Below are 19606 nucleotides of genomic sequence, written 5' to 3'. Positions count from 1 at the left end.
CTTTCTGGTTCTCTTCCGGTTGTCCAAAGACCGGGGTTACTAAAGAGGCACACCTTCATTGCCGGCAGTGCGGACGGGTCTCCCATCCAAGCCAAGGCAGACAAAGCGAACCGAGGCCGGGCAAGGCCAAGGTTCATCGCCGCGAGACGGCATTTCATGGTTCCGGGGTCTCCACCGGCTGGTCCCATGGATTTGACGTCCCGCCTTTGTCCACCGCGTGCTCGCGAGGCCGACAGCCCGCGTCCCGCAGCCTTATTGCACGCCGAAAGGCGTTATGGAGAGACCCGATGGCCACCCAGCGCATCCTTGATTTCCTCGCCACCCGACGTCCGAACGGCCCTTGCCTCGTCGTCGACCTCGATGTCGTGCGCGACAATTTCCGCGCCTTCGAGAAGGCGTTGCCCGATTCCAAGATCTACTATGCGGTGAAAGCAAACCCGGCGCCGGAAATCCTGCGCCTGCTTGCTGCGATGGGCTCGTCCTTCGACACCGCATCGGTTGCCGAGGTCGAGATGGCGATGGATGCCGGCGCGCCGGCGGACCGCATTTCCTTCGGCAACACCATCAAGAAGGAGCGTGACATCGCACGCGCCTACCAGCTCGGCATTCGCCTCTACGCGGTGGACTGCGTCGAAGAGGTCGAGAAGATCGCGCGTGCCGCTCCCGGCTCGCGCGTGTTCTGCCGCGTGCTGACCGACGGCGAAGGCGCGGAATGGCCGCTGTCGCGCAAGTTCGGCTGCGTGCCGGCGATGGCCGTCGACGTGCTGCGTCATGCCAAGGGCCTCGGCCTCGATGCCTATGGCGTTTCGTTCCATGTGGGCTCGCAGCAGACCGACCTGTCGGCCTGGGATCGCGCGCTGGGCGACGCCAGGAAGGTGTTCGCGACGCTCGCCGAGGAAGGCATCGTCTTGAAGATGGTCAACATGGGCGGCGGCTTCCCGACCCGTTACCTGAAGGACGTGCCGGCGGCCCAGGCCTACGGCCAGGCGATCTTCTCGGCCCTGCGCAAGCATTTCGGCAACGCGCTGCCCGAGACGATCATCGAGCCGGGACGCGGCATGGTCGGCAATGCCGGCGTCATCAAGTCGGAAGTCGTGCTGATCTCGAAGAAGGCCGACAACGACAATGTGCGCTGGGTGTTCCTCGACATCGGCAAGTTCGGCGGTCTCGCCGAGACCATGGACGAGGCGATCCGCTATCCGCTGGTCACCCGCCATGACGGCTCGGAGACCGCGCCCTGTGTGCTCGCCGGCCCGACCTGCGATTCGGCCGACGTGATGTATGAGAAGACACCTTATCCGCTGCCCTTGTCGCTGACCATCGGCGACGAGGTGCTGATCGAAGGCACCGGGGCCTACACGACCACCTATTCGGCGGTCGCCTTCAACGGCTTCGAACCTCTCCGATCCTACGTGATCTGAGCATTTCGCAAGAAACCGCTCAGGTCAAACCGGCGCGGGCGCCTTCGCCCGCCCGGGCTCGCTTGTGGGACAGATCTCCGCTCGTGAAGGATCGCGGATATGGAATACCTGACCAAATCGGCCTTCGCGGCCACTGAAATTGCCCCCTCGTCCGGACCGTTGGCTGAGCTTTTCTCCGCGGGGGAGAACGGCTCGACGTCAGTGCTTCTTGGCGCATTTTCTTACGGCGAACCCGTTTCCACTTCGCCTGAAAATGCGTTTGCGCCCTCCCTGGCCCTGCGGGCACAGGCTGGCTCGCGCGGCGCACCGGACGAGGGGGCCGCCCAGGCGCCGGCCTTCGTCATTCTTGGCGAAGGCGCGGGCGACGTCGCGGCGCGCGAAGCGCTGCTCGACCGCGCCATGGGGCCGAAGCGCAAGAAGAAGTCATCCGAGAAGCTGCGGCGCGGCCGCCGGCCCTCGGAAGGCCTGGCCTTTGTCGCCCGCGATGCGTCGGGCGCGGTCGTCGGCACGGTGCGGCTGTGGGATGTGAGGTTGGGGGAGGGCGGTCCGGCTGCGCTGCTGCTCGGCCCGCTCGCGGTCGAGCCGGGATTGAAGAGCGGCGGCATCGGCTCGGCGCTGATGCGGCATGCAGTCGCCGAAGCGGCGCGGCTCGGCCATGGCGCGATCCTGCTCGTCGGCGATGCGCCCTATTACGGGCGGTTCGGCTTCTCAGCCGACCGCACTGGGGCGCTTGCCATGCCTGGCCCCTATGAGCGGCACCGGCTTCTGGCGCTGGAACTGCAGGAAGGCGCGTTGGACGGCGCCAAAGGCACGATCAAGGCCGCCGGCCGCAAGATCAAAGGACAGGCGCTGGGTTTCGTCGCCTGAAGCCTTTGTTTTCACGCAATTCCGGACGGAAAACCGCTACGCACTTTTCCTGGAATTGCTTTAGGTTCGACAAAACAGCAACGCCGCCCATCGGGCGGCGTTGCTGTTTTTGCGAAGGATCAGCCGAGCAGCTGGCTGAGCGCCATGGCGACGGTCATGTCGCCCTCGACCTTCAGCTTGCCGGACATGAAGGCCATGGTCGGATTGAGGTCGCCGGCAATCAGCGAATCCAGATCGTCGAGCGACAGCTTGACGGTGCAGTCGGTCGGCGCATCGGTGGTCGAGACGGTCGCGCCGTCGATGACGATGACGCCGTCGCTGCCGGTGTCGAACTTGACCGAATGCTCGAAGCCGGCGCTTGCCACGCGCGACTTGATCTTGTCGGCAATCTCCTGAACGCCCATGGCGGTTCTCCTCGTTGGTTGCGTTGACGCGCACCGGCGCTTGGCCGCTGGGCGAGGTAGACGCGCCGCGCTCCAGCGCGACCACAGGCGCATATAGCTTCGAGTTGACGTTTACGTCAACGCGGTCACCATGCGTCATATCGCTTAGGGAAACTGGGCCATGTCTATCGCCGGCGCACGCGGCTAGGCAGTCAATGCTCCGGCGCCTGGAAAGGCTTGGTCATCGCCGCCGCGGTGTCGCCGGCATTCTTGCGGCGCCGAAGCGCGTTGTCGCGGATATCGTCCTTGGACAGGAAGTTGACCTGGTCGATCAGCACCTCGTGCACCAGCTCGACGCCGACGCGGGTGTTGATGGTGTCGCGGATCGACTTGCGGAAAGCGTCGAGATCGATCGATTCCTTCTTGGTGAAATCGATCTGCGGGTTGGAATAGAGATAGGAATAGACCTGGTCGGTCATCAGCGCCTGCGCCGGGATCGACAGCTTCTTTATCTGGTCCGGCTCCACCGTGTAGACGAGCTTGGTGAGGAAATAGCCCTCGATCGTCCCGTCGCGCAGCAACGGCACCGAGATCATGTCGGTCTTGACATAGTCGAGGCCGCCCAGCATCGGCTTCGGCGGCTCGGCCGCGCCGCGCTGGCCCGCCGCCTGGAAGGAATAGAAGACCGCGCCGAGCGTCACGGCGCAGATCCACAGCGCGGCGGCGATGAATTTTATCACCGGGTCTGTCCTTGCGCCTCGATCATCTCATCAGGCTCGCGCCATTCCGAACTCACCGGCCGAATAGGTGCCGTCGGTATCGGCGCGCTGGATGGCGTTCCTCAAAAGCGTGGCGACTTCGTTGACCGCGTTGAGATGGGCAAGGATCGCCGCCTCGTTCCTGGCCAGCTTCTGGCGCAGCCGCAGCAGGCCTTCGCGATGCTGCTCGAGGAATTCGATCTCGTTGGCGCCCTTCATGGCGCGGTTCAGCTCGTAGAGATACCGGCTCTTGCGCGCGTTCGAGGCCTTGAGATCATAGGCCGTTCCGCTGCGGATGCCGGCGGTTTCCTCGTCCACGACTTCCTCGATGCGACCGATGATGGCGGCGAGGTTGCCGGGTCGCGCGGCGGCGGGCGCCTCCATTGCGCTGGTGCGTGCGGGAAGGTTGGAAAGCTCCGTTTGGTCGGCCATGTAGGTCCCTAGATCTTGATATCTGTTTTTATGATCGTCTCGTCGCCGGTCATCGACCGTGCTGCTTTGCGCTCAAGCTCCTCGATCATCGAGGTCGAAAGCCGGGTCTGCCGGTCGATCTCGGTTTTCTGCGCTCCACCGGCAATGGGGCCGACCGGCACCTTGTGCTTGCCGTCGAGATAATGGTCGGCAAGCATGGATCTGGCGATGCCGATGCCGCCATGCGCGGCCATGACATCGGCCACCTTTTCGGCGAGCTGCGACTTCCACATGTCGCCGGCCAGGCCCTTGCCGTAAACACCCTCGGTGTCCTTGGGCATCATGTTCTGGATGAAGGTGGTCAGCACCATCGCCTCGAAGCGCTGGAACTTCTTCGCCGGATTGGCGGCTTCCGCCTTGTCGGCCGTTGCGCGCGAGAGAATGGAGCCGGCATCGACCGTCGCGGATGGATCGACAGAGAAAGGCGCCGAGGTGCCATTCGCCCTTCTCGCGAGCGCCGCGCGCGCGGCCTCGACATCGGCCGGCTCCGCTGCGCGGGCAACGTCCATGACGATGTCGCTGGGTGGGGAAATGGCCAAGAAAGTCCGCCCTTTGCCGGTTTTGTTAGTTCACAATGACTGAAGAAGCTTGTGGCAGGCTTGCGATGATCAGCCGTCGGAGATTCGCTTCTGCATGATCAGATCGAGCCGCTCGCGGTCGGAGCGTTCGCGCTCGTCGCGGCGGCGCTCGTCCTTGTAGGCGCGCTCGACCATGTTGGTGCGCGCCGTCGCAGTGGCGATCAGCGATACTTCCTGGCGGGCGTTCTCGAGGTTCCGTTCCTGACGGCCGAGCGCGTCGGTGATGCGGCGGTGGTAGATTTCCGGAAAGAGGGAACCCAGCGAGCTGTCGGTGTCGAAGCGCTCGATCAGCTCCTTGGCCTCCGTTTCGGCCTTGCCGGCGGCGGCGAGGAAGCCGGCATGGCGGGTCTCGTGCAGCGCTTTCAACTGCTCCTGCACCTTGACCAGTTTCTTCAGGCGGTCTTTGCGCGCAGTCATGGCTATCTCGCCAGCGTGAGGTCGACGAAGCCGTCGACGAACAGCGACAGCAAGGTGCCGACGGCGAAATAGAAGATGATCATGCCGCCGGCGATGACGAAGGGCAGCGAGATGAAATAGACCGGGATCTGCGGCGTCAGCTTGTTGACGAAACCGATCGTCAGATTGACCAGGATGGCATAGGCGACGAACGGGCTGCCGAGCCGAATGACCAGAAAGAACGCATCCGACACCGTGTCGGTGACGTCGACCAGGGCGGCCTGCGGGTTGAAGAACACGTTGACCGGAGCGACCTGGTAGGAGGCGACGAGCGCCTTGACGATCTCGTGGTCGAAGTCGAAGACGAAGAGCAGAAGCAGCGCCGAGAACGAGATGATGGCGGCAAGCGCCGCCTGCGGTTCCGGCTCCTCGATCGCCGGTCCGCCCGAGCCGCCATAGCCGATCAGCATGGCGATGGCCGAACCCATGAAGCGCAGCGCCTCCATGTAGAGCCTGGTCATGGCGCCGATCAGGCCACCGACCAGGAGCTCCGAGACGATCATCGGCGCCAGGACCTGCGGGCGCGGATCGACGAACGGGTAGATGCGGTCCCAAAGGAAAGCGAGCAGGCCGCCGGTGGCGGCGAGCGAAACGAACAGCCGGATCTGCAGCGGCACGCGGGCGCTGGACAGGCCGGGCATCAGCATGAAGCAGACGCCGATACGGCAGAAGGCGAGGAAGGCGGCGATGACGACGCCTTGCGAGAGCGCGTTCACGAGATTGTTCCGAGCACCTTGATCTCGACGCCCTTGGCGATCTCGACATGGCTGAGAACGGGAAGCGTCGTGAACAGCCGCTCGATGATCATGCGTACATAGGGACGGGCGTCGGGCGCGGTGACGAGCACAAAACGCTCGCCGGCCTCGAGATGCTTGCGGATCGCCTTGGTGGCGTCCTGGCCGAATTCCTCGAGCTGACGCGGATCGATGTCGAACTCGCGCACCTCGCCCTTGGCGTCGCGTTTGAGGCTCTGATGGAAGGCCAGGTCCCAGCGGTTGCCCAGGCGCAGCACCTTGAGCGTGCCGCCTTCGGAGAGGTCGCCGCAGATCTGCTGCGCCATGCGGATGCGCACGTGCTCGACGATCTGCTCTGTGCGGCGCACATGCGGCGCGATCTCGGCGATCGCCTCGATGATCAAATGCAGGTTGCGGATCGAGACGCGCTCGGCGAGCAGCAGCTTCAGCACGGCCTGCAGGCCCGGATAGGAGATGTGCGAGGTGCATATCTCGTCGGCGAGCTTGCGGTATTCCGGGTCGAGCCGCTCCAAGAGCGCCTTCATGTCCTTGTAGGACAGAAGCTGCGGCAGGTTGTTGCGGATCACCTCGGAGAGATGCGTGAGCAGCACCGACATGTTATCGGCGAAGGTGAAGTTCTCGCGTCTCAGATCCTCGGCGAAGGTTTCGAGCACCGAATAGGCGCGCATGCCGAAGGCCGGCTCGCGAATTTCCTCGCCGGGGATTTCCGGCACGCCGCGCGTGCCGAGCAGCACCATGATCTCGCCGACGCGCATCTGGTATTCGGCGACCACCGTGCCGTGCACCTTGATCTGGTAGCTCTTCGGCGGGATGGCGAAGTCGTCGGCGACGCGCACCTCCGGCACCACGAAGCCGTATTGCTGGGCGAATTTCTTGCGCATCTTCGACATGCGGAACACCAGTTCCTGATGCGCCACCATCAGCCTTGTCGAAAGCTGCTTGCCGATCAGAAGCTCGATCTCGGCGGTGACCAGCGAGGCCTTGACCGAGTTCTTCTCTTCCTCGACCTTGTTCGCCTTTTCCTGCGTCTTCAGGGCTTCGGCGGCGGCGCGCTCGCGGCTCAGGCGCAGCGGGATGATGTAGCCGAGGCCCGCCATGCCGCCGGCAAGCGCGAAGAAGGGGAACAGCGGCAGGCCGGGCATCAGGCCGAGGATGACCAGCAGCGAGGCCGCGACGTAGAGCGCGCGCGGATGCGCGCCGAGCTGGCCGAACACCGCCTGGTTGGTCGAGCCGCGCGTGCCGCCCTTGGAGACGAGCATGCCCGCGGCGAGCGAGACGATAAGCGCCGGGATCTGTGTGACGAGGCCGTCGCCGACCGACAGCTTGATGAAGACGTCGGCCGCCTGGCCAAGGCCCATGCCGTGGCGCAGATAGCCGATGGCGATGCCGCCGACGATATTGATGGCGGTGATGATCAGGCCGGCGATGGCGTCGCCGCGCACGAATTTCGAGGCGCCGTCCATCGAGCCGAAGAAGGAGCTCTCCTCCTCCAGCTCGCGGCGGCGCAGCTGCGCGGTCTTCTCGTCGATCATGCCGGCGGAAAGGTCGGCGTCGATCGACATCTGCTTGCCGGGAATGGCGTCGAGCGTGAAGCGCGCGCCGACCTCGGCGATACGGGTCGCGCCCTTGGTGATGACGATGAAGTTCACCACGATCAGGATCATGAAGACGATGAGGCCGATGACGAAGTCGCTCGACATCACCAGCTTCGAGAAGCCCGAGATGACATAGCCGGCAGCATGCGTGCCCTCGTTGCCGTGCGACAGGATCATGCGCGTGGTGGCGATGTTGAGCGATAGCCTGAGCATGGTGGCGATGAGCAGCACGGTCGGGAAGGACGAGAAGTCGAGCGGCCGCTGGATCCACAGCGCCACCATCAGGATCAGCACCGAAAGCGCGATCGAGAAGGCGAGGCCGATATCGATCAGGAAGGCCGGAATCGGCAGGAACAGCACCGCCAGGATGAAGACGATGCCCAGCGCGAAGAAGATGTCGCGGCCGTTCTTGACCGCCAGGCCGGACGGTAGTGTTTCGCTGATCGCCATGTCGTCCTCAAATCCAGGGCAGCCACGCACAGGGCAGGCCCTCGACCGTAACCCTCCAAGCTTGCGCGAAGGTGGGAGAGCGGCTACGGCGCCTTAGCCACCTATCGGAAGGAAATCGCATGCTCCTGATCATCGGCACGATCCGCTTGCCGCCCGACAGGCTCGAACAGGCAAAGCCGGCGATGCAGCGAATGATCTCGGCGAGCCGCGCCGAGCCGGGCTGCCTCGGCTATTCCTACGCGCAGGATGTGCTGGATGCCGGGCTCGTCCATGTCTCGGAGGCCTGGAGCGACCGCGCCGCGCTCGAGGCACATTTCAAATCGGCGCATATCGCCGAATGGCGCGCGAGCTGGGCCGAGCTCGGCATCGGCGAGCGCAAGCTCACGCTTTTCGAGACGGACGGCGGCGCGCCGACCTGATCGTGTAAGTCATTTACGGCTGTGCCGCCTCCGCGGTCGCGACGGCGACCAGCCAGCGCCGCACGGCGCGTTCCTCCTCGGCGGAGAGGCCGGCGGGCGGAGCTGCTGGCGATCTTCGTCGTACAAGACGATTCCGGCCCTTTCACCATACCGGTGCCCGACTAAGTCTATCTCCTGGTCACGCGGCAAGTCTTGCTTAAGACTAATGCGGCGCAACGCCAAAATGGCGCCACATGCGGTCGGCATTGCGATTGCCACGCAAAGCCGCCGCGCGTATCAGGCACGGCAGTTCTTATCTTTCGCATACCGGCGAGCCGCTTCGTTGCCTGCCAGAAACGACCCACAAGTTTACGCCCGCCGGCTTCGCGCGGTGCTGATCAGCTCGATCCCCGTGCTCGAGGCGCGCGGCATCGTGATCGTGCTGATGGCCGGCATGGTCGGCGTCATCGCGGGCGCGCTGGTCACCGGCATGAGCGCGCTGGTGCAAGGCATGCATTACCTGCTGTTCGACGTGCAGCCGGGCGGCCGGCTTTCGGCGATGTTCTCGCTTGCCGACCCCGTACAGGCGATGTTCCCGGCGATCGGCGGCCTGCTGCTCGGACTTTCCGTCCTCTGGCTCAGAAAGCGCAAGTTTCGCACACCTGTCGACCCGATCGAGGCCAACGCGCTCTATGGCGGCCGCATGTCGCTCACCGACACGTTCATCATCGTGGCGCAGACGATGATCTCCAGCGGCTTCGGCGCCTCGGTCGGATTGGAAGCCGGCTACACGCAGATCGGCTCCGGCGTAGCTTCCCGACTTGCCCGCGCCTTCCACCTGCGCCGCAATGACGTGCGCATTCTGGTCGGCTGCGGTGCGGCCGGCGCGATCGCCGCCGCCTTCGACGCGCCGCTGACCGGCGCCTTCTACGGTTTCGAGCTGGTCATCGGCATCTACTCCGTCGCCAATGTGGCGCCGGTGATGGCGGCGGCGATCGCCGCTTCGCTGACGGCGGAAATGTTCGGCGGCGTGCCGTTCCCGCTGGAACTCTCAGGTCTGCCGAATCTGACCGCCAGCGAATATGTGCCGTTCCTGCTGCTGGGGCTGCTCGGCGGGGCTGCCTCGATCGCGATCATGCATCTGGTGAGCATCGTCGAGCGGCTCTTTGTACGGTTGTCGATCGACGTATCGGTCAGGCCGTTCATCGGCGGCATCTTCGTTGGCTTGCTCGGGCTGGTCACGCCGCAGGTGCTCTCCAGCGGCCATGGCGCGCTGCACCGCGAGTTCGCCATGAATTATGCCCTTCCCGTGGTGGCGAGCGTCTTCGTGATGAAGCTGGCGGCCTCCGCCATCTCGCTCGGCTCGGGCTTCCGCGGCGGCCTGTTCTTCGCCTCGCTGTTCCTGGGGGCTTTGCTCGGCAAGGTCTTTGCCGGCGTCATGGCGCTGACCGCGCCGTCGGCTGGCATCGACCCGGCGGTCGCCGCCGTCGTCGGCATGACCTCGCTTGCGGTGGGCGTCGTCGGCGGTCCGCTGACCATGACGTTCCTGGCGCTGGAATCTACCCGCGACCTGACGCTCACCGGCGTGGTGCTGGCCGCCTCGATCATGTCGGCGATCCTGGTGCGCGAGACCTTCGGCTACTCCTTCTCGACCTGGCGTTTCCACCTGCGCGGCGAAACGATCCGCAGCGCCCATGACGTCGGCTGGATGCGCAGCCTCACCGTCGGCTCGATGATGCGCAAGGACGTCCGCACCGTCCCTGCCTCGACCACGCTCTCCGAATTCCGCAAGGAGGTGCCGCTCGGCTCGGCGCAGCGGGTCATCGCCGTCGAGCAGGCCGACCAATATGTCGGCATGCTGCTGGTGCCGGAACTGCACAGCGATCGCTCTGATGGCGAAATGCCGGTGAGCACGCTCGCCCAGTTCAAGGATGCGGTGTTGGTGCCGTCGATGAATGTCCAGACCGCCGCCGAGACCTTCCAGCGCACCGGGGCCGAGGAACTGGCGGTGGTCGAGGATTTCGACGAGCGCATCGTGCTTGGCCTGCTCACCGAAAGCCATCTGATGCGCCGTTATGCCGAAGAGCTCGACAAGGCGCGCCGCGATCTGTCGGGTGAGGGCTAGTCGGTCGACGGCACAGCCACTCGCAAGCTCTACATGATCCAGAGCGCCGACTGATCGTCGACCCTTTGCACGCCGAAGCAGGCTTCGGACGACGTGCGATCAGTGATCGATCGGCCCCTTCGGCGAGACAAGCGTCGTGCCCGCGGTGGTCGGACGCTCGATCATGCGGCGCACGCGCGGCGGGTTGTCGCCGCTGTGCAGCGCGCGGATGCGTTCGCCGACCACGGCGTCGGCATGGGTGGCGCGCCGGTTGTGGCGGATATACTCGACCCAGGTCGGCGTGTGGTAGTGCTCGATCCACACCGACGGATTTTCGAGGTCGCGGGCCAAAGTCCAGTTGCGGGCGCCGTCACGGCGGCGGATGCGGCCGCGCTCGGCCATGGTCGCCAGGAATTCCGGCACGTCCTCCTCGCGGATGATGTATTCGATCATGATAGCGATCGGGCCGCTGCGCGGCTTGAGGTCGAGCGCCAGCATCGGTTCCTTGAAACGGTTGAGCGGATCGAGGTTGAGCACCGTCTGCCGCGGCAAGGGTAGGACGAAGCCGATGGCGCCGCCGGCGAGCATCGCGACCGCCGCAGCGGTCAACGCGGTCTCCGCGCCATGCGCGTCGGCGACGACGCCCCAGATCCAGCTGCCCAGCGCGATGCCGCCGAAGGTCGCCGTCTGGTAGATCGACAGCACGCGGCCGACCACCCAGCGCGGCGTCGACATCTGCACCGTGACGTTGAAATGCGAGAGTGCGATCACCCAGCAGGCGCCGCCGATGAGCAGGCCCGCCGATGTCTGCCAGGCATTGCGGCTGACTGCGGCGTTGAGGGCGCAGAGCGCGAAGCCGCTAAAGGCCATGCGCACCATCGTCTCGCTGGACAGCAGCTGCCTGAGCCGCACGCTGATCAGCGCGCCGCCGACCGCGCCGATGCCGAAGGCGCCGAGCATGATGCCGTAGGTCAGCGCATCGCCCTTGACGACATCGCGCGCCACCAGGGGAAGAAGCGCCAGCACCGCGCCGGCGCTGAAGCCGAAGGCCGAACCTCGGACCAGCACCTTGGCGATGTTGGGCGACATGGCGACATAGCGCAGGCCGGCGCCCATTGCCGCGCCGAGTGACTCGCGCGGCAGGGTTTGCTCGGGCAGCGCCGGCTTCCAGCGGGCGAGCACGACGATCAGGCCGATATAGCTCACGGCGTTGGCGGCGAAGGCGGCCGCCGCACCCGCGGCGGCGACGATGACGCCGCCGATGGCCGGGCCGACACTGCGGGTGATGTTGAAGCCCAGCGAATTGAGCGCGACCGCCGCCGGCACCTTGGCGCGCGGCACCATGTCGCCGACCGAGGCCTGCCATGACGGGCTGTTCAGCGCCGTGCCGCTGTCGATCAGGAAGGTGAAGGCAAGCAGCGTCCAGGGCGTCATCCAGCCTTGCCAGGTGAACAAGGTCAGCAGCGCCGAGACGACCAGCATGAAGGTCTGCGCCACCAGCATCACCTTGCGGCGGTTGAAGCTGTCGGCGATGGCGCCGGCAACGAGCGCGAACAGCATGATCGGCAAGGTAGTCGAGGCCTGGACCAGCGCCACCTGGTAGGGCGAGGTGGCGATCGTGGTCATCATCCAGGCGGCGCCGACGCCCTGGATGAGGCCGCCGAAATTCGACACCAGGCTGGCCGACCAGACGGCGCGGAAGATGCCGTGCCGGAACGGCGCCAGCGCGGAGACGCGTTCGCTTTCCGGCTCGTCGTCGATCATGGTTGCGCCTTCGTCCGCTATAGAGGCTCGCCGAGCCGGGGAGGCGGGCGACTCGCCAAAGAGTGCGACCCAACAACAGGATGGCAAAGGCGAAAATGCGTCGGCGAAGCTTTAAGCCAAGCATCTGGCCTGTCTGGACCAACTTTTGGCTATGTCGCGTTTCTCGCCTCGGCATGCAGGGCCTCGGTCAGGCCGCCTGTTGTCTCGCCATTCATGTACAGCCTGAGCAGCATTTCCATGCCGACGAGACGCAGGCGCGACGTTTCCTGGCTGCTTGCCATGTCGATCAGGTCGTCCAATTCGGAAGCAGACCACTTCATCGCGTCGCGCAGCAGGCCACCGCGCAGCAGGCCCTGTGTGCCAGCCGAAAAAGCGGCATCCATCTCGAAGCCGTTCTTTACGGCGCGAATGTTTTCGCGCGGCAGATGGCGTTCGGCGACCTGCTTGAGCAGCCACTTGCCGGTCCCGTCGCGGTATTTCTGCCGGCGCGACAGGTGAAGGGCGAAGTCGATCAGCCGGTTCTCGAGGAACGGCACCCTGAGCTCGACGGACGCCGCCATGCTCAACCGGTCGTGCCGGTGCAGCAGGTCCTGCAGGTGCGAATAGAGGTCGTAAAAGCAGCTTGCCAGGAAAGCGCGATCGCCGGGCGGCGCGACACCGTCCAACCTGTCGAACAGCTTGATCTGCAGGAAGTTCAGCTCGGGCGACAGGGCTCTGAGCGCCAGGGCGCGGTCCGTCGGCGAGCCGCGACCGATCGAGTTGCGGAACGGGGCGCGGCGCAATTCAGCGAATTTGCGGTCACGCCCGGCCTTCGACCGGAACAGGCGCTGCAGCCAGGACTGGCGCCAGAGCCTAATTGTGGATGCCTGCCATTTGTAGCCGCCGAAAAGCTCGTCGGAACCCTCGCCGGTCAGCAGCACCTTGACGCCGTCGGCGCGGCACTGCTCGGCAAGCGCCAGCAGCGCCGCGTGGCTGGCATGCCACCCGTCGGTTTCGAGGTGCCAGACCGCGCGCGGCCAGAGCTCGAGGAACCGGTCCTTGTCCAAAGGCACCCGACGCAGGCTGACGCCGACATGCCGACCGGTCCGCTCGGCATCCTCGGCCTCGCTGCGGCCGAGCTTGGGGTCGACGACGTAACCATGCATCTCAGGCCTGAAGCGTTTGGCAAGCGCGGTGATCAGGCCGGAATCGATGCCGCCGCTGCAGGCGGTGGCAAGGCTGGTATCGGCGATGCAATGCAGCTCGACACTTTCCTCGAGCAGCGTCCGGAGCGTCGCCATATGTTCGGCGTCGGATGTCTTGTCGCCGGCGATGCGCGCGGTCTCCAGGATGTCGAGAACGTGCCAGAAGCGGCGCTTCTCGATGCCCTGCGCCGTGATCTTCCAGAGGCCGGCCGGCGGCAGCCGCTCGATGCCGTCGAAGACGCTGTAGCTCGAATCGCGGCTCTGCCAGGCCAGCCGTAGCGTCAGCTCGCGCGTGTCGATCCGGCGGGTAAAGTCGTGGCAGGCGAGGATCGCCTTGTCCTCTGAGGCGAACAGCAGGCGGTCGCCGGTCTCGGCGACCGACATCGGTTTGATGCCCAGCCTGTCCCTGGCAAGCCACAAGGCGCCGGCGCGGGCATCGAAATAGGCGAAGGAGAACATGCCGTCGAACAACGGCACCGCTTTTTGCGGGCCCCAGTGATGCAGGGCCTGAAGCACCACCTCGGTGTCGGACACCGTGCGGAACGTCAGGCCTTCCGCCTCCAGCGACTTGCGCAACGAGCGAAAATTATAGACCTCGCCATTGTAGCACAGCACACCGTCGCCGGATGCGGTCAACATCGGCTCGCGCGCGGCGGGCGATGGATCGATGATGGTCAGCCGGCGGTGGCCGAGCGCCAGACGGGCGTCGTTCCAGTTGCCGTGATCGTCGGGACCGCGATGCGCCAGTGCCTGCATCATACGCGCGACGTCGCGACGATCGCCGCTGCCGATCGGATCGCGCTTTCGCCAGACGCCGGCTATTGCGCACATGGCCCGCCGGCCGTTCTTGCCTGATGCATCGCTTCCTGAAAGTGGCCTAGGACAAGGGCGCCGACCGATGCCGGCGCGCTTCACAATCTAGCTGCTACAGATGCCGCTGCAAGATCATCCGGGTCGGGGCGGAGGCCACCCGACGCTCGCTGCCTTGCGTCAGAAGCCGTGCTCGATGCGTTCGAAGATGACGTTGGTGAAGGCCGAGATCTGGCCGCCGATGAAGGGGCCGGTCAGCGCCACCACGAGCATGATGGCGACGATCTTCGGCACGAAGGTCAGGGTGATTTCCTGGATCTGGGTCAGCGCCTGGATGAGCGCGATGCCGATGCCGACCACCATCGCCACCAGCACCACGGGAGCGGAAGCGGTAAGAACCGTCCACACGGCGTACTGGACGATATCGAGGGCATCGGCCTCGTTCATGGCTGACCCTTGTGCGAACCGGCTAGAGCAGGTCGCGTGAAAAAAGTTTCACGCGACCTGCTCTAGGCTTTTTGATTTTAAGCATGTCTTTGCCCCGAAACCGGACCCACTTTCGAGAGACCTGCTTATGCGGCCGGCTTGATCGACACGCCCGCGCCGACGGGAACCTGGGTGCCGTCCTGCAGCACGGCGATCAGGCCGCTGCTGGAGAGCGTCACCGAAGCCACCGTGCCGGTTGTCTTGCCGTCGGCCGAGGTGATCGAGCGGCCGATCAGCGCATCGGCCTGCGACAATGCCGAGGACTGCATGATCTGGTCGAGCTTGGTGTTGGTCTGCACCGACTGCTCGACCTGGGAGAAGGTGGCGAGCTGCGCGACATATTGCGTGGAATCCATCGGCTTGGTCGGATCCTGGTTCTTCATCTCGGCGATCAGGAGCTTCAGGAACGACTGGTAGTCAACCGCCGTCTTGGACGTCTTCTGGCTGGCCTGGTTGGCGCCAACCGGAATCGTTGTCGTCATGTCGACGGCCATTTTATGCTCCTACAGCCAGTGCGCGCGGCGTTTGGGAAATGTCGTCATCGTCTTCGAGCACCCTGCGCTCGAGCGGATAGAGCGCGCGGATCGCTTTCAGCGCCTCGTAGATCTCATCCTCTCCGACCATGCGGTCGATCTGCTTCAGGCTCTTGCAGATGTCCTGGTTGTCGAAGCTCGCGATCAGCATCGGCAGCGAGCGGCGGAACATCTCGCGCGCCTCGGGGGCGCCGAGCGGGTTGATCAGCATGATCTGCACGATGAAATAAAGCTGCCTGAGCGGCGTAGAGGCCTGATCGGCCTGGAGGACATGGCTTTCGAGCAGGAACTGCACGTCGTTCATCAGCTCGATGGTGACCTTGCGGTCGACGCGGATGACCGCGCCGTTGATATAGATCTTCTCGTTGGGCTTCAGCGAGATCTTCAGCGTGTTGGTCATTGGATGCCGTCTCGGATGATCTGGGAGACCTCGATCAGTCCTTCGAAATTGTTGGTGCGGCCCTGGCGGATGTCTTCCGTCTCGCGCAGCAGCCATAGGCCGATCGAGATCAGATTGGCGCGCAGTTCCTTGGGCAGGGCGTTGTCGCTGGAGCCGAGATCCTCGACGAAGGTGGTCCAGATGCGGTTGGTGAAATGCAGCGCCTCGACGGCTTCCATCGACTCGGTGCCAACGGCTGCTGCCGCGGCCAGCATGTCGATCGAACGGGTGAGCAATTGCCGCTCCCGGTCCTTGGCATCGGCGACGGAGTCGGTCTGGATGTCGGCGTAGGAGAATTGATACATCGTCGGCGCTCTGGCGTTCCGGTTTACGTGTTCAAGTCAGATAGTTCAGCAGGCTGAGCTGCTGCAGACGCGCGGTCAAGGCGAAGGAGGTCTCGATATGCTGCGTCAGGTCGGCGACCCGGGTAGCGGCTTCCGCGGGATCGACGCCTTCGAGATCGACGATATGCTTCTCGAACAGGTCGACCTGGGTTTTCATGCGGTCGCTGGCGTCGGATACGCGCTGCTGGGCAAGGCCCGTTTCGGCCCGCACCTGGGTAATGCCGCTGATGGCTTCGCCGACCAGCGCCTGCGCGCGGCTGACGACCGCGTTCTGGGCGGCCTCGCTGATGCTGCCGGTAAGCAGGCTGCTGACCATGGCGGACGCCATGGCGAGCTTGCGGATGCCCTGTTCGTTGGCGCTGACCGAGGTCTGCGTGGTTTCGTTGAGTGAGATGCGGCTGGTGATCTGCTCATCGGTGGCGCTCGACCAGTTGGCCTGCCAGCCAGCGCCCAGGAATTGCGGCTCGACCTTGGTGGTGATGAAGTCGTCCATCTGGGCAGCGGTGATGTTGGCCGCCGCCGGGGCGGTCTGGGCAAAGCCGAAATAGCTCGAGAAGGCGGCATCGAAGGCGGCTTTGGCCGGCGAGCCCGTGGCGTTGAAATCGTCGATCGGCTTGACGTCGGTGTTGGTGCCGGCAAACAGATATTCGCCGTTGACGCTGGTGTTCAAAATACCCGTCATCTGCTGCAGCGCCGAGGCGCCGGCGGTCTGCAAGATGCTGGTCGAGGAGTCGCCCGACACGCCGCTGGTCAGCGCCGACAGGAAGCTCTGCGCGGAACCGGCGATCTGGCCGAGCGAATCCTGGGTCGATGTCAGTCGCGCGGTGACGAGCGCGTTGGAATCGACGATGCCGTTCAGCCGGTCGAGGTCGCGCTGGAAGGTGACGGCCTGGGTCGTGCGCCCGCCAAGCGCCAGACCGACATCCGCGACCTTGCCGGTCGTGGATTCCGTCGTCGCCTTCACAAGATCCGCCTGCATTTTCGCTTGCTGGTAACGCAGGGCGTTGGAGATAGCGGCTGAGGAAACGGCTGTCGCTTTCATGAATTATCCTACCGCGCTCATCAGGGCGTCCAGCATGTCGCTCACGGTCTTCATCATATGCGCCGAGGCCTGATAGGTGTGCTCGAGATCGAGAAGCAGAGACATCTCCTGGTCGATATTGACCCCGGTATCGTTGGACAGCGCTTCGGCCGTGCGCGCTGCCAGCGCCTGCTTGCTGTCGGCGTTGGTCGAGGCCTGCTGGCGCACGCCTTCGAACCATCCGATGGCATTGGCCGCGTAATCGGAGACACCGGAGCTGACGGCGATGCCGGCCGAGGGATCAAAGGCCATCGGCTGATCGAGCTTGTTGCCGTAGCCGATCAGAAGGTCCGAATAGGATGCGTTGCCGGTGTTGACGACATAGGCCGCGCCGTTGGCGCCGCCGTCGCGCAACAGCGCGGGATTGCCGCCAGCGCTCGGATCGAAGGCGGCGTTTACGCCGATCGATCCGGCGAGGCCGTCGACCAGGGTGCCGGCGGCCGGGATTGCCGGCGCGCCGGACCATGTGAACAGGCCGGCCGCATTGGGCTGCGATGGCGCGGTTTCGGCAAATGCGGTGATAAGGCCGCGCGCGATCTCGTCGAGCTGGCTCTGCATGGTCGAGGCGACGCCGTCGCGCAGCTTCAGCAGGCCCGCAAGCTTGCCGTCGGCGGTCGCGTTGTCGCCAGTGCCGGCCGAGACCGGCACATTGTCGATGTAGACCGTGTTGCCGGGCGTGCCGGCCGAATAGCCGGCCGATGGCGCGAAGGTCACCGAGCGCGGCACGGTCTCGAACAGCGTCGTGCCGTCCTTGGTGGTGACGACCATGTCGTTGTCGCCGCGCGTGAAGGTCGATACCGGGACATATTCCGATATCTTCTTCAGGAGGGCGTCGCGCTGATCGAGCGCGTCGGACACGTCGGTGCCAGATCGCGTGCCGGAGATGACGGCCTTGTTGGCATCCTGGAACTGGCCGAGCAGGGAGTTGAGGTCGTCGACGGCGGTGGCGATCTGGCTGTCGGCCTGGGTGCGGAAGTCCTGGATCGCCTTGGTGCCGCTGTTGAGAGAATTCACCACCTGCTTGGCGGCATCGATGACGCTGGTGCCGAGGTTCTGGTTCGATGGCGTCGTGGCGTAAAGCTGCAGAGATTGTTGCAGCTTGGCGATGGCCGTCGAGGGAGAGGACGCGTTGTCGACCCCGTTGACCGACAGTTCGAGTTGATCCATGCCGTTGTAAAGCGCGCTCTGGCCGCTCCATGCCGACAGCGCCGAAAGGTTCTGGCGGAACAGGAGCTCGTTCGCGGCGCGTTGGATTTCCACCGCCCGGGCGCCCGGCGCCGTGCTGGTCACCACGGCGATGCGGCGGGTATAGTCAGGGTTCGACGCGTCGGCCACATTGCGCGATACGACGCTGGTCTGCTTGGACGTGGCCAGGAGCGCCGATTGGGCAATGCTTAGTGCGGAGGAAAGCGACATGCTGATCTTTCACGGGCGGCGCCCGTCGTTTATCTCTTCAAGTTGACGAGGACGTCCATCAGGTCCGAGCCGGTCTGGAAGACCTTGGAATTGGCGGTGTAGCTGCGCTGCGCCGCAATCATGTTGGTCAGTTCCTCGGCGATATCGACGTTGGAGTTTTCGAGCGCCCCGGAGACGATGGAGCCGAGCTTGCCCTCATTGGCAAAGCCGATGTGGACGGCGCCGGAGTCGGTGCTCTGCACATAGATGTTGCCGGGCATTGCGGTGAGATTGTCGGGGCTCTGAACGTCGGCAAGCGGGATCTTGTAAAGCGCCTTGGTCGAGCCGTCCGCGAACTGAGCGTAGATGACGCCGTCCTGGCCGATCTGAACCTTCTGGATGGAGCTCGGTGCGTTGCCGTTGACCTTGGCGTCGGCGACGGTGAAGCCGGTGCCGAGCTGGGTCAGCTTGGAGAGATCGAGGTTGAGGGTCTGGCCGCCCGGAACGGTGAAGGAGACGCCAGTGGTCGCGCCGGTGAGCTTGCCGGTGGTGGTGTCGAAGGTGAGGTTGGCCGATCCCAGCGCACCGCCGGTATAGGGGAAGGATGTGCCGGGGGTCGCCTTCGACTGATCGAAGACCGAGACTTCCCATGTTCCGGTGCCGGTCTTGGTGAAATAGACGTCGAGCAGCTTCTTGTTGCCGAGATTGTCATAGGCGACCAGCGACGTTTTCGACGTGTATTCGGCGGTCGCGCTGTTGCTGGACGGCAGCGGACCGGAGGGCGGCGTCGCGCCCGCGGGCAGGTTGCCGGAGAACAGGCCCTCGGTGCTCGGCGTCGCCGTCATTTGCTGATCGGAGATCTGCACCGGCACGAGGCCCTCGAAGCCGTTGGCGGTCGCTGCCGGATCGCCATTGGCGTAGTCGTAGGCCATGAGCTGGTAGCCCGCGGCATTGACCAGCCGGCCCTGCGCATCCGGAACGAAGGAACCGGCGCGGGTGAGGTAGGGCGTGCCGCCGGCATCCTGGACGACGAAGAAGCCGTCGCCGTTGACGGCAAGATCGGACACCGAGGTGGTGTAGGTCATGACGCCTTGCGTGCTGACGGCCGAGCGGATCGCGGTGGTCACGCCACCGGAATTATAGGCGCCGCCGGTGCCGGGCATGATCAGTGACGAGAACTCGGCCGAAGAGCGCTTGTAGCCGGTGGTGTCGGAGTTGGCGATGTTGTCGGCCACCGCGGAGAGGCGGTTAGCCTGCGCGTTCATGCCGGAAACGCCGGTCCGCATCATTCCGTAGAGGCTCATCGATGGATCTCCGCAGTGCCTGGATAGCAG

General features: G+C 64.8%; 20 protein-coding genes. 4 read left to right on the top strand and 16 right to left on the bottom strand.

The window, feature by feature from the left end; translation table 11 throughout:
* The first annotated feature begins 287 nt into the window (after positions 1-287).
* On the top strand, positions 288-1421 hold the full coding sequence (odc2, locus tag FJ423_RS12580) for an ornithine/lysine decarboxylase (protein ID WP_140842090.1): 1134 nt from the start codon (positions 288-290) through the stop codon (positions 1419-1421).
* 342 nt (positions 1422-1763) lie between these two features.
* A complete protein-coding gene (locus FJ423_RS12575; RefSeq protein WP_224636875.1) occupies positions 1764-2288 on the top strand; it encodes an N-acetyltransferase in 525 nt (174 codons plus the stop codon).
* A gap of 119 nt (positions 2289-2407) precedes the next feature.
* On the opposite strand, the gene FJ423_RS12570 is transcribed toward FJ423_RS12575, so the two are convergent.
* From FJ423_RS12570 to flhA, 7 genes are all read right to left on the bottom strand, one after another.
* A complete protein-coding gene (locus FJ423_RS12570; RefSeq protein ID WP_027165149.1) occupies positions 2408-2692 on the bottom strand; it encodes an SCP2 sterol-binding domain-containing protein in 285 nt (94 codons plus the stop codon).
* Between the two features lie 191 nt (positions 2693-2883).
* Entirely contained in the window at positions 2884-3411 is a 528-nt protein-coding gene (locus FJ423_RS12565) for a hypothetical protein (protein ID WP_140842088.1), read from the bottom strand.
* Positions 3412-3441: 30 nt separating this feature from the next.
* The gene (locus tag FJ423_RS12560) at positions 3442-3861 is read right to left on the bottom strand and encodes a hypothetical protein (protein ID WP_140542843.1); all 420 of its coding nucleotides are present in this window, start codon (positions 3859-3861) and stop codon (positions 3442-3444) included.
* An 8-nt stretch (positions 3862-3869) separates the two neighbouring features.
* Positions 3870-4439: a rod-binding protein gene (locus FJ423_RS12555; protein WP_224524267.1), complete on the bottom strand. Its 570-nt coding sequence runs from the start codon at positions 4437-4439 to the stop codon at positions 3870-3872.
* 69 nt (positions 4440-4508) lie between these two features.
* Positions 4509-4895 (bottom strand): hypothetical protein, encoded by a 387-nt coding sequence (locus tag FJ423_RS12550; protein ID WP_140842086.1) that lies wholly within the window; start codon positions 4893-4895, stop codon positions 4509-4511.
* 2 nt (positions 4896-4897) lie between these two features.
* Positions 4898-5650, bottom strand: a complete 753-nt coding sequence (fliR, locus tag FJ423_RS12545; RefSeq protein ID WP_140842084.1) for a flagellar biosynthetic protein FliR — start codon at positions 5648-5650, stop codon at positions 4898-4900.
* Positions 5647-7734 carry a flagellar biosynthesis protein FlhA gene (gene flhA, locus FJ423_RS12540; protein WP_095766356.1) on the bottom strand — a complete coding sequence of 696 codons (2088 nt, stop codon included), beginning with the start codon at positions 7732-7734 and terminating at the stop codon, positions 5647-5649. Before flhA ends, fliR begins: the two co-directional genes overlap by 4 nt.
* A gap of 119 nt (positions 7735-7853) precedes the next feature.
* Here flhA and FJ423_RS12535 point away from each other — a divergent pair, with 119 nt between their 5' ends.
* Entirely contained in the window at positions 7854-8153 is a 300-nt protein-coding gene (locus FJ423_RS12535; protein WP_140842082.1) for a putative quinol monooxygenase, read from the top strand.
* A gap of 322 nt (positions 8154-8475) precedes the next feature.
* Positions 8476-10257, top strand: coding sequence for a chloride channel protein (locus tag FJ423_RS12530; protein WP_095766358.1), 1782 nt, complete (start codon positions 8476-8478; stop codon positions 10255-10257).
* A 99-nt stretch (positions 10258-10356) separates the two neighbouring features.
* On the opposite strand, the gene FJ423_RS12525 is transcribed toward FJ423_RS12530, so the two are convergent.
* The 9 genes from FJ423_RS12525 to FJ423_RS12485 all read right to left on the bottom strand — a co-directional run bounded on the left by FJ423_RS12525 (position 10357) and on the right by FJ423_RS12485 (position 19576).
* Complete coding sequence (locus tag FJ423_RS12525; RefSeq protein ID WP_140842080.1) at positions 10357-12000, bottom strand: MFS transporter; 1644 nt, start codon at positions 11998-12000, stop codon at positions 10357-10359.
* 149 nt (positions 12001-12149) lie between these two features.
* Entirely contained in the window at positions 12150-14015 is a 1866-nt protein-coding gene (asnB, locus tag FJ423_RS12520; protein WP_140842078.1) for an asparagine synthase (glutamine-hydrolyzing), read from the bottom strand.
* A gap of 159 nt (positions 14016-14174) precedes the next feature.
* Positions 14175-14441, bottom strand: a complete 267-nt coding sequence (gene fliQ / locus FJ423_RS12515) for a flagellar biosynthesis protein FliQ (RefSeq protein ID WP_095766361.1) — start codon at positions 14439-14441, stop codon at positions 14175-14177.
* 125 nt (positions 14442-14566) lie between these two features.
* Positions 14567-14974 carry a flagellar hook assembly protein FlgD gene (gene flgD / locus FJ423_RS12510; protein WP_140632323.1) on the bottom strand — a complete coding sequence of 136 codons (408 nt, stop codon included), beginning with the start codon at positions 14972-14974 and terminating at the stop codon, positions 14567-14569.
* Between the two features lies 1 nt (position 14975).
* Positions 14976-15413, bottom strand: coding sequence for a flagellar biosynthesis repressor FlbT (gene flbT, locus FJ423_RS12505; RefSeq protein WP_095766363.1), 438 nt, complete (start codon positions 15411-15413; stop codon positions 14976-14978).
* Positions 15410-15757, bottom strand: coding sequence for a flagellar biosynthesis regulator FlaF (gene flaF, locus FJ423_RS12500; protein WP_040989989.1), 348 nt, complete (start codon positions 15755-15757; stop codon positions 15410-15412). The genes flbT and flaF overlap by 4 nt, the downstream gene beginning before the upstream one ends.
* Before the next feature lie 31 nt (positions 15758-15788).
* Entirely contained in the window at positions 15789-16838 is a 1050-nt protein-coding gene (locus FJ423_RS12495) for a flagellar hook-associated family protein (RefSeq protein ID WP_140842076.1), read from the bottom strand.
* A 3-nt stretch (positions 16839-16841) separates the two neighbouring features.
* Positions 16842-18293: a flagellar hook-associated protein FlgK gene (gene flgK / locus FJ423_RS12490; RefSeq protein ID WP_140842074.1), complete on the bottom strand. Its 1452-nt coding sequence runs from the start codon at positions 18291-18293 to the stop codon at positions 16842-16844.
* 29 nt (positions 18294-18322) lie between these two features.
* On the bottom strand, positions 18323-19576 hold the full coding sequence (locus tag FJ423_RS12485) for a flagellar hook protein FlgE (RefSeq protein WP_140842072.1): 1254 nt from the start codon (positions 19574-19576) through the stop codon (positions 18323-18325).
* Positions 19577-19606 lie beyond the last annotated feature (30 nt).

This window comes from Mesorhizobium sp. B2-8-9, assembly GCF_006439475.1.
GTDB lineage: Bacteria > Pseudomonadota > Alphaproteobacteria > Rhizobiales > Rhizobiaceae > Mesorhizobium.
This window is presented reverse-complemented; position numbering and strand designations above follow the sequence as displayed.

Coding starts and splice junctions, on each gene's coding strand:
- odc2 (WP_140842090.1), top strand. CDS start 288: ATGGCCACCCAGCGCATCCTTGATTTCCTCGCCACCCGACGTCCGAAC.
- FJ423_RS12570 (WP_027165149.1), bottom strand. CDS start 2,692: ATGGGCGTTCAGGAGATTGCCGACAAGATCAAGTCGCGCGTGGCAAGC.
- FJ423_RS12560 (WP_140542843.1), bottom strand. CDS start 3,861: ATGGCCGACCAAACGGAGCTTTCCAACCTTCCCGCACGCACCAGCGCA.
- FJ423_RS12550 (WP_140842086.1), bottom strand. CDS start 4,895: ATGACTGCGCGCAAAGACCGCCTGAAGAAACTGGTCAAGGTGCAGGAG.
- flhA (WP_095766356.1), bottom strand. CDS start 7,734: ATGGCGATCAGCGAAACACTACCGTCCGGCCTGGCGGTCAAGAACGGC.
- FJ423_RS12535 (WP_140842082.1), top strand. CDS start 7,854: ATGCTCCTGATCATCGGCACGATCCGCTTGCCGCCCGACAGGCTCGAA.
- FJ423_RS12525 (WP_140842080.1), bottom strand. CDS start 12,000: ATGATCGACGACGAGCCGGAAAGCGAACGCGTCTCCGCGCTGGCGCCG.
- asnB (WP_140842078.1), bottom strand. CDS start 14,015: ATGTGCGCAATAGCCGGCGTCTGGCGAAAGCGCGATCCGATCGGCAGC.
- fliQ (WP_095766361.1), bottom strand. CDS start 14,441: ATGAACGAGGCCGATGCCCTCGATATCGTCCAGTACGCCGTGTGGACG.
- flgD (WP_140632323.1), bottom strand. CDS start 14,974: ATGGCCGTCGACATGACGACAACGATTCCGGTTGGCGCCAACCAGGCC.
- flbT (WP_095766363.1), bottom strand. CDS start 15,413: ATGACCAACACGCTGAAGATCTCGCTGAAGCCCAACGAGAAGATCTAT.
- flaF (WP_040989989.1), bottom strand. CDS start 15,757: ATGTATCAATTCTCCTACGCCGACATCCAGACCGACTCCGTCGCCGAT.
- FJ423_RS12495 (WP_140842076.1), bottom strand. CDS start 16,838: ATGAAAGCGACAGCCGTTTCCTCAGCCGCTATCTCCAACGCCCTGCGT.
- flgK (WP_140842074.1), bottom strand. CDS start 18,293: ATGTCGCTTTCCTCCGCACTAAGCATTGCCCAATCGGCGCTCCTGGCC.
- FJ423_RS12485 (WP_140842072.1), bottom strand. CDS start 19,576: ATGAGCCTCTACGGAATGATGCGGACCGGCGTTTCCGGCATGAACGCG.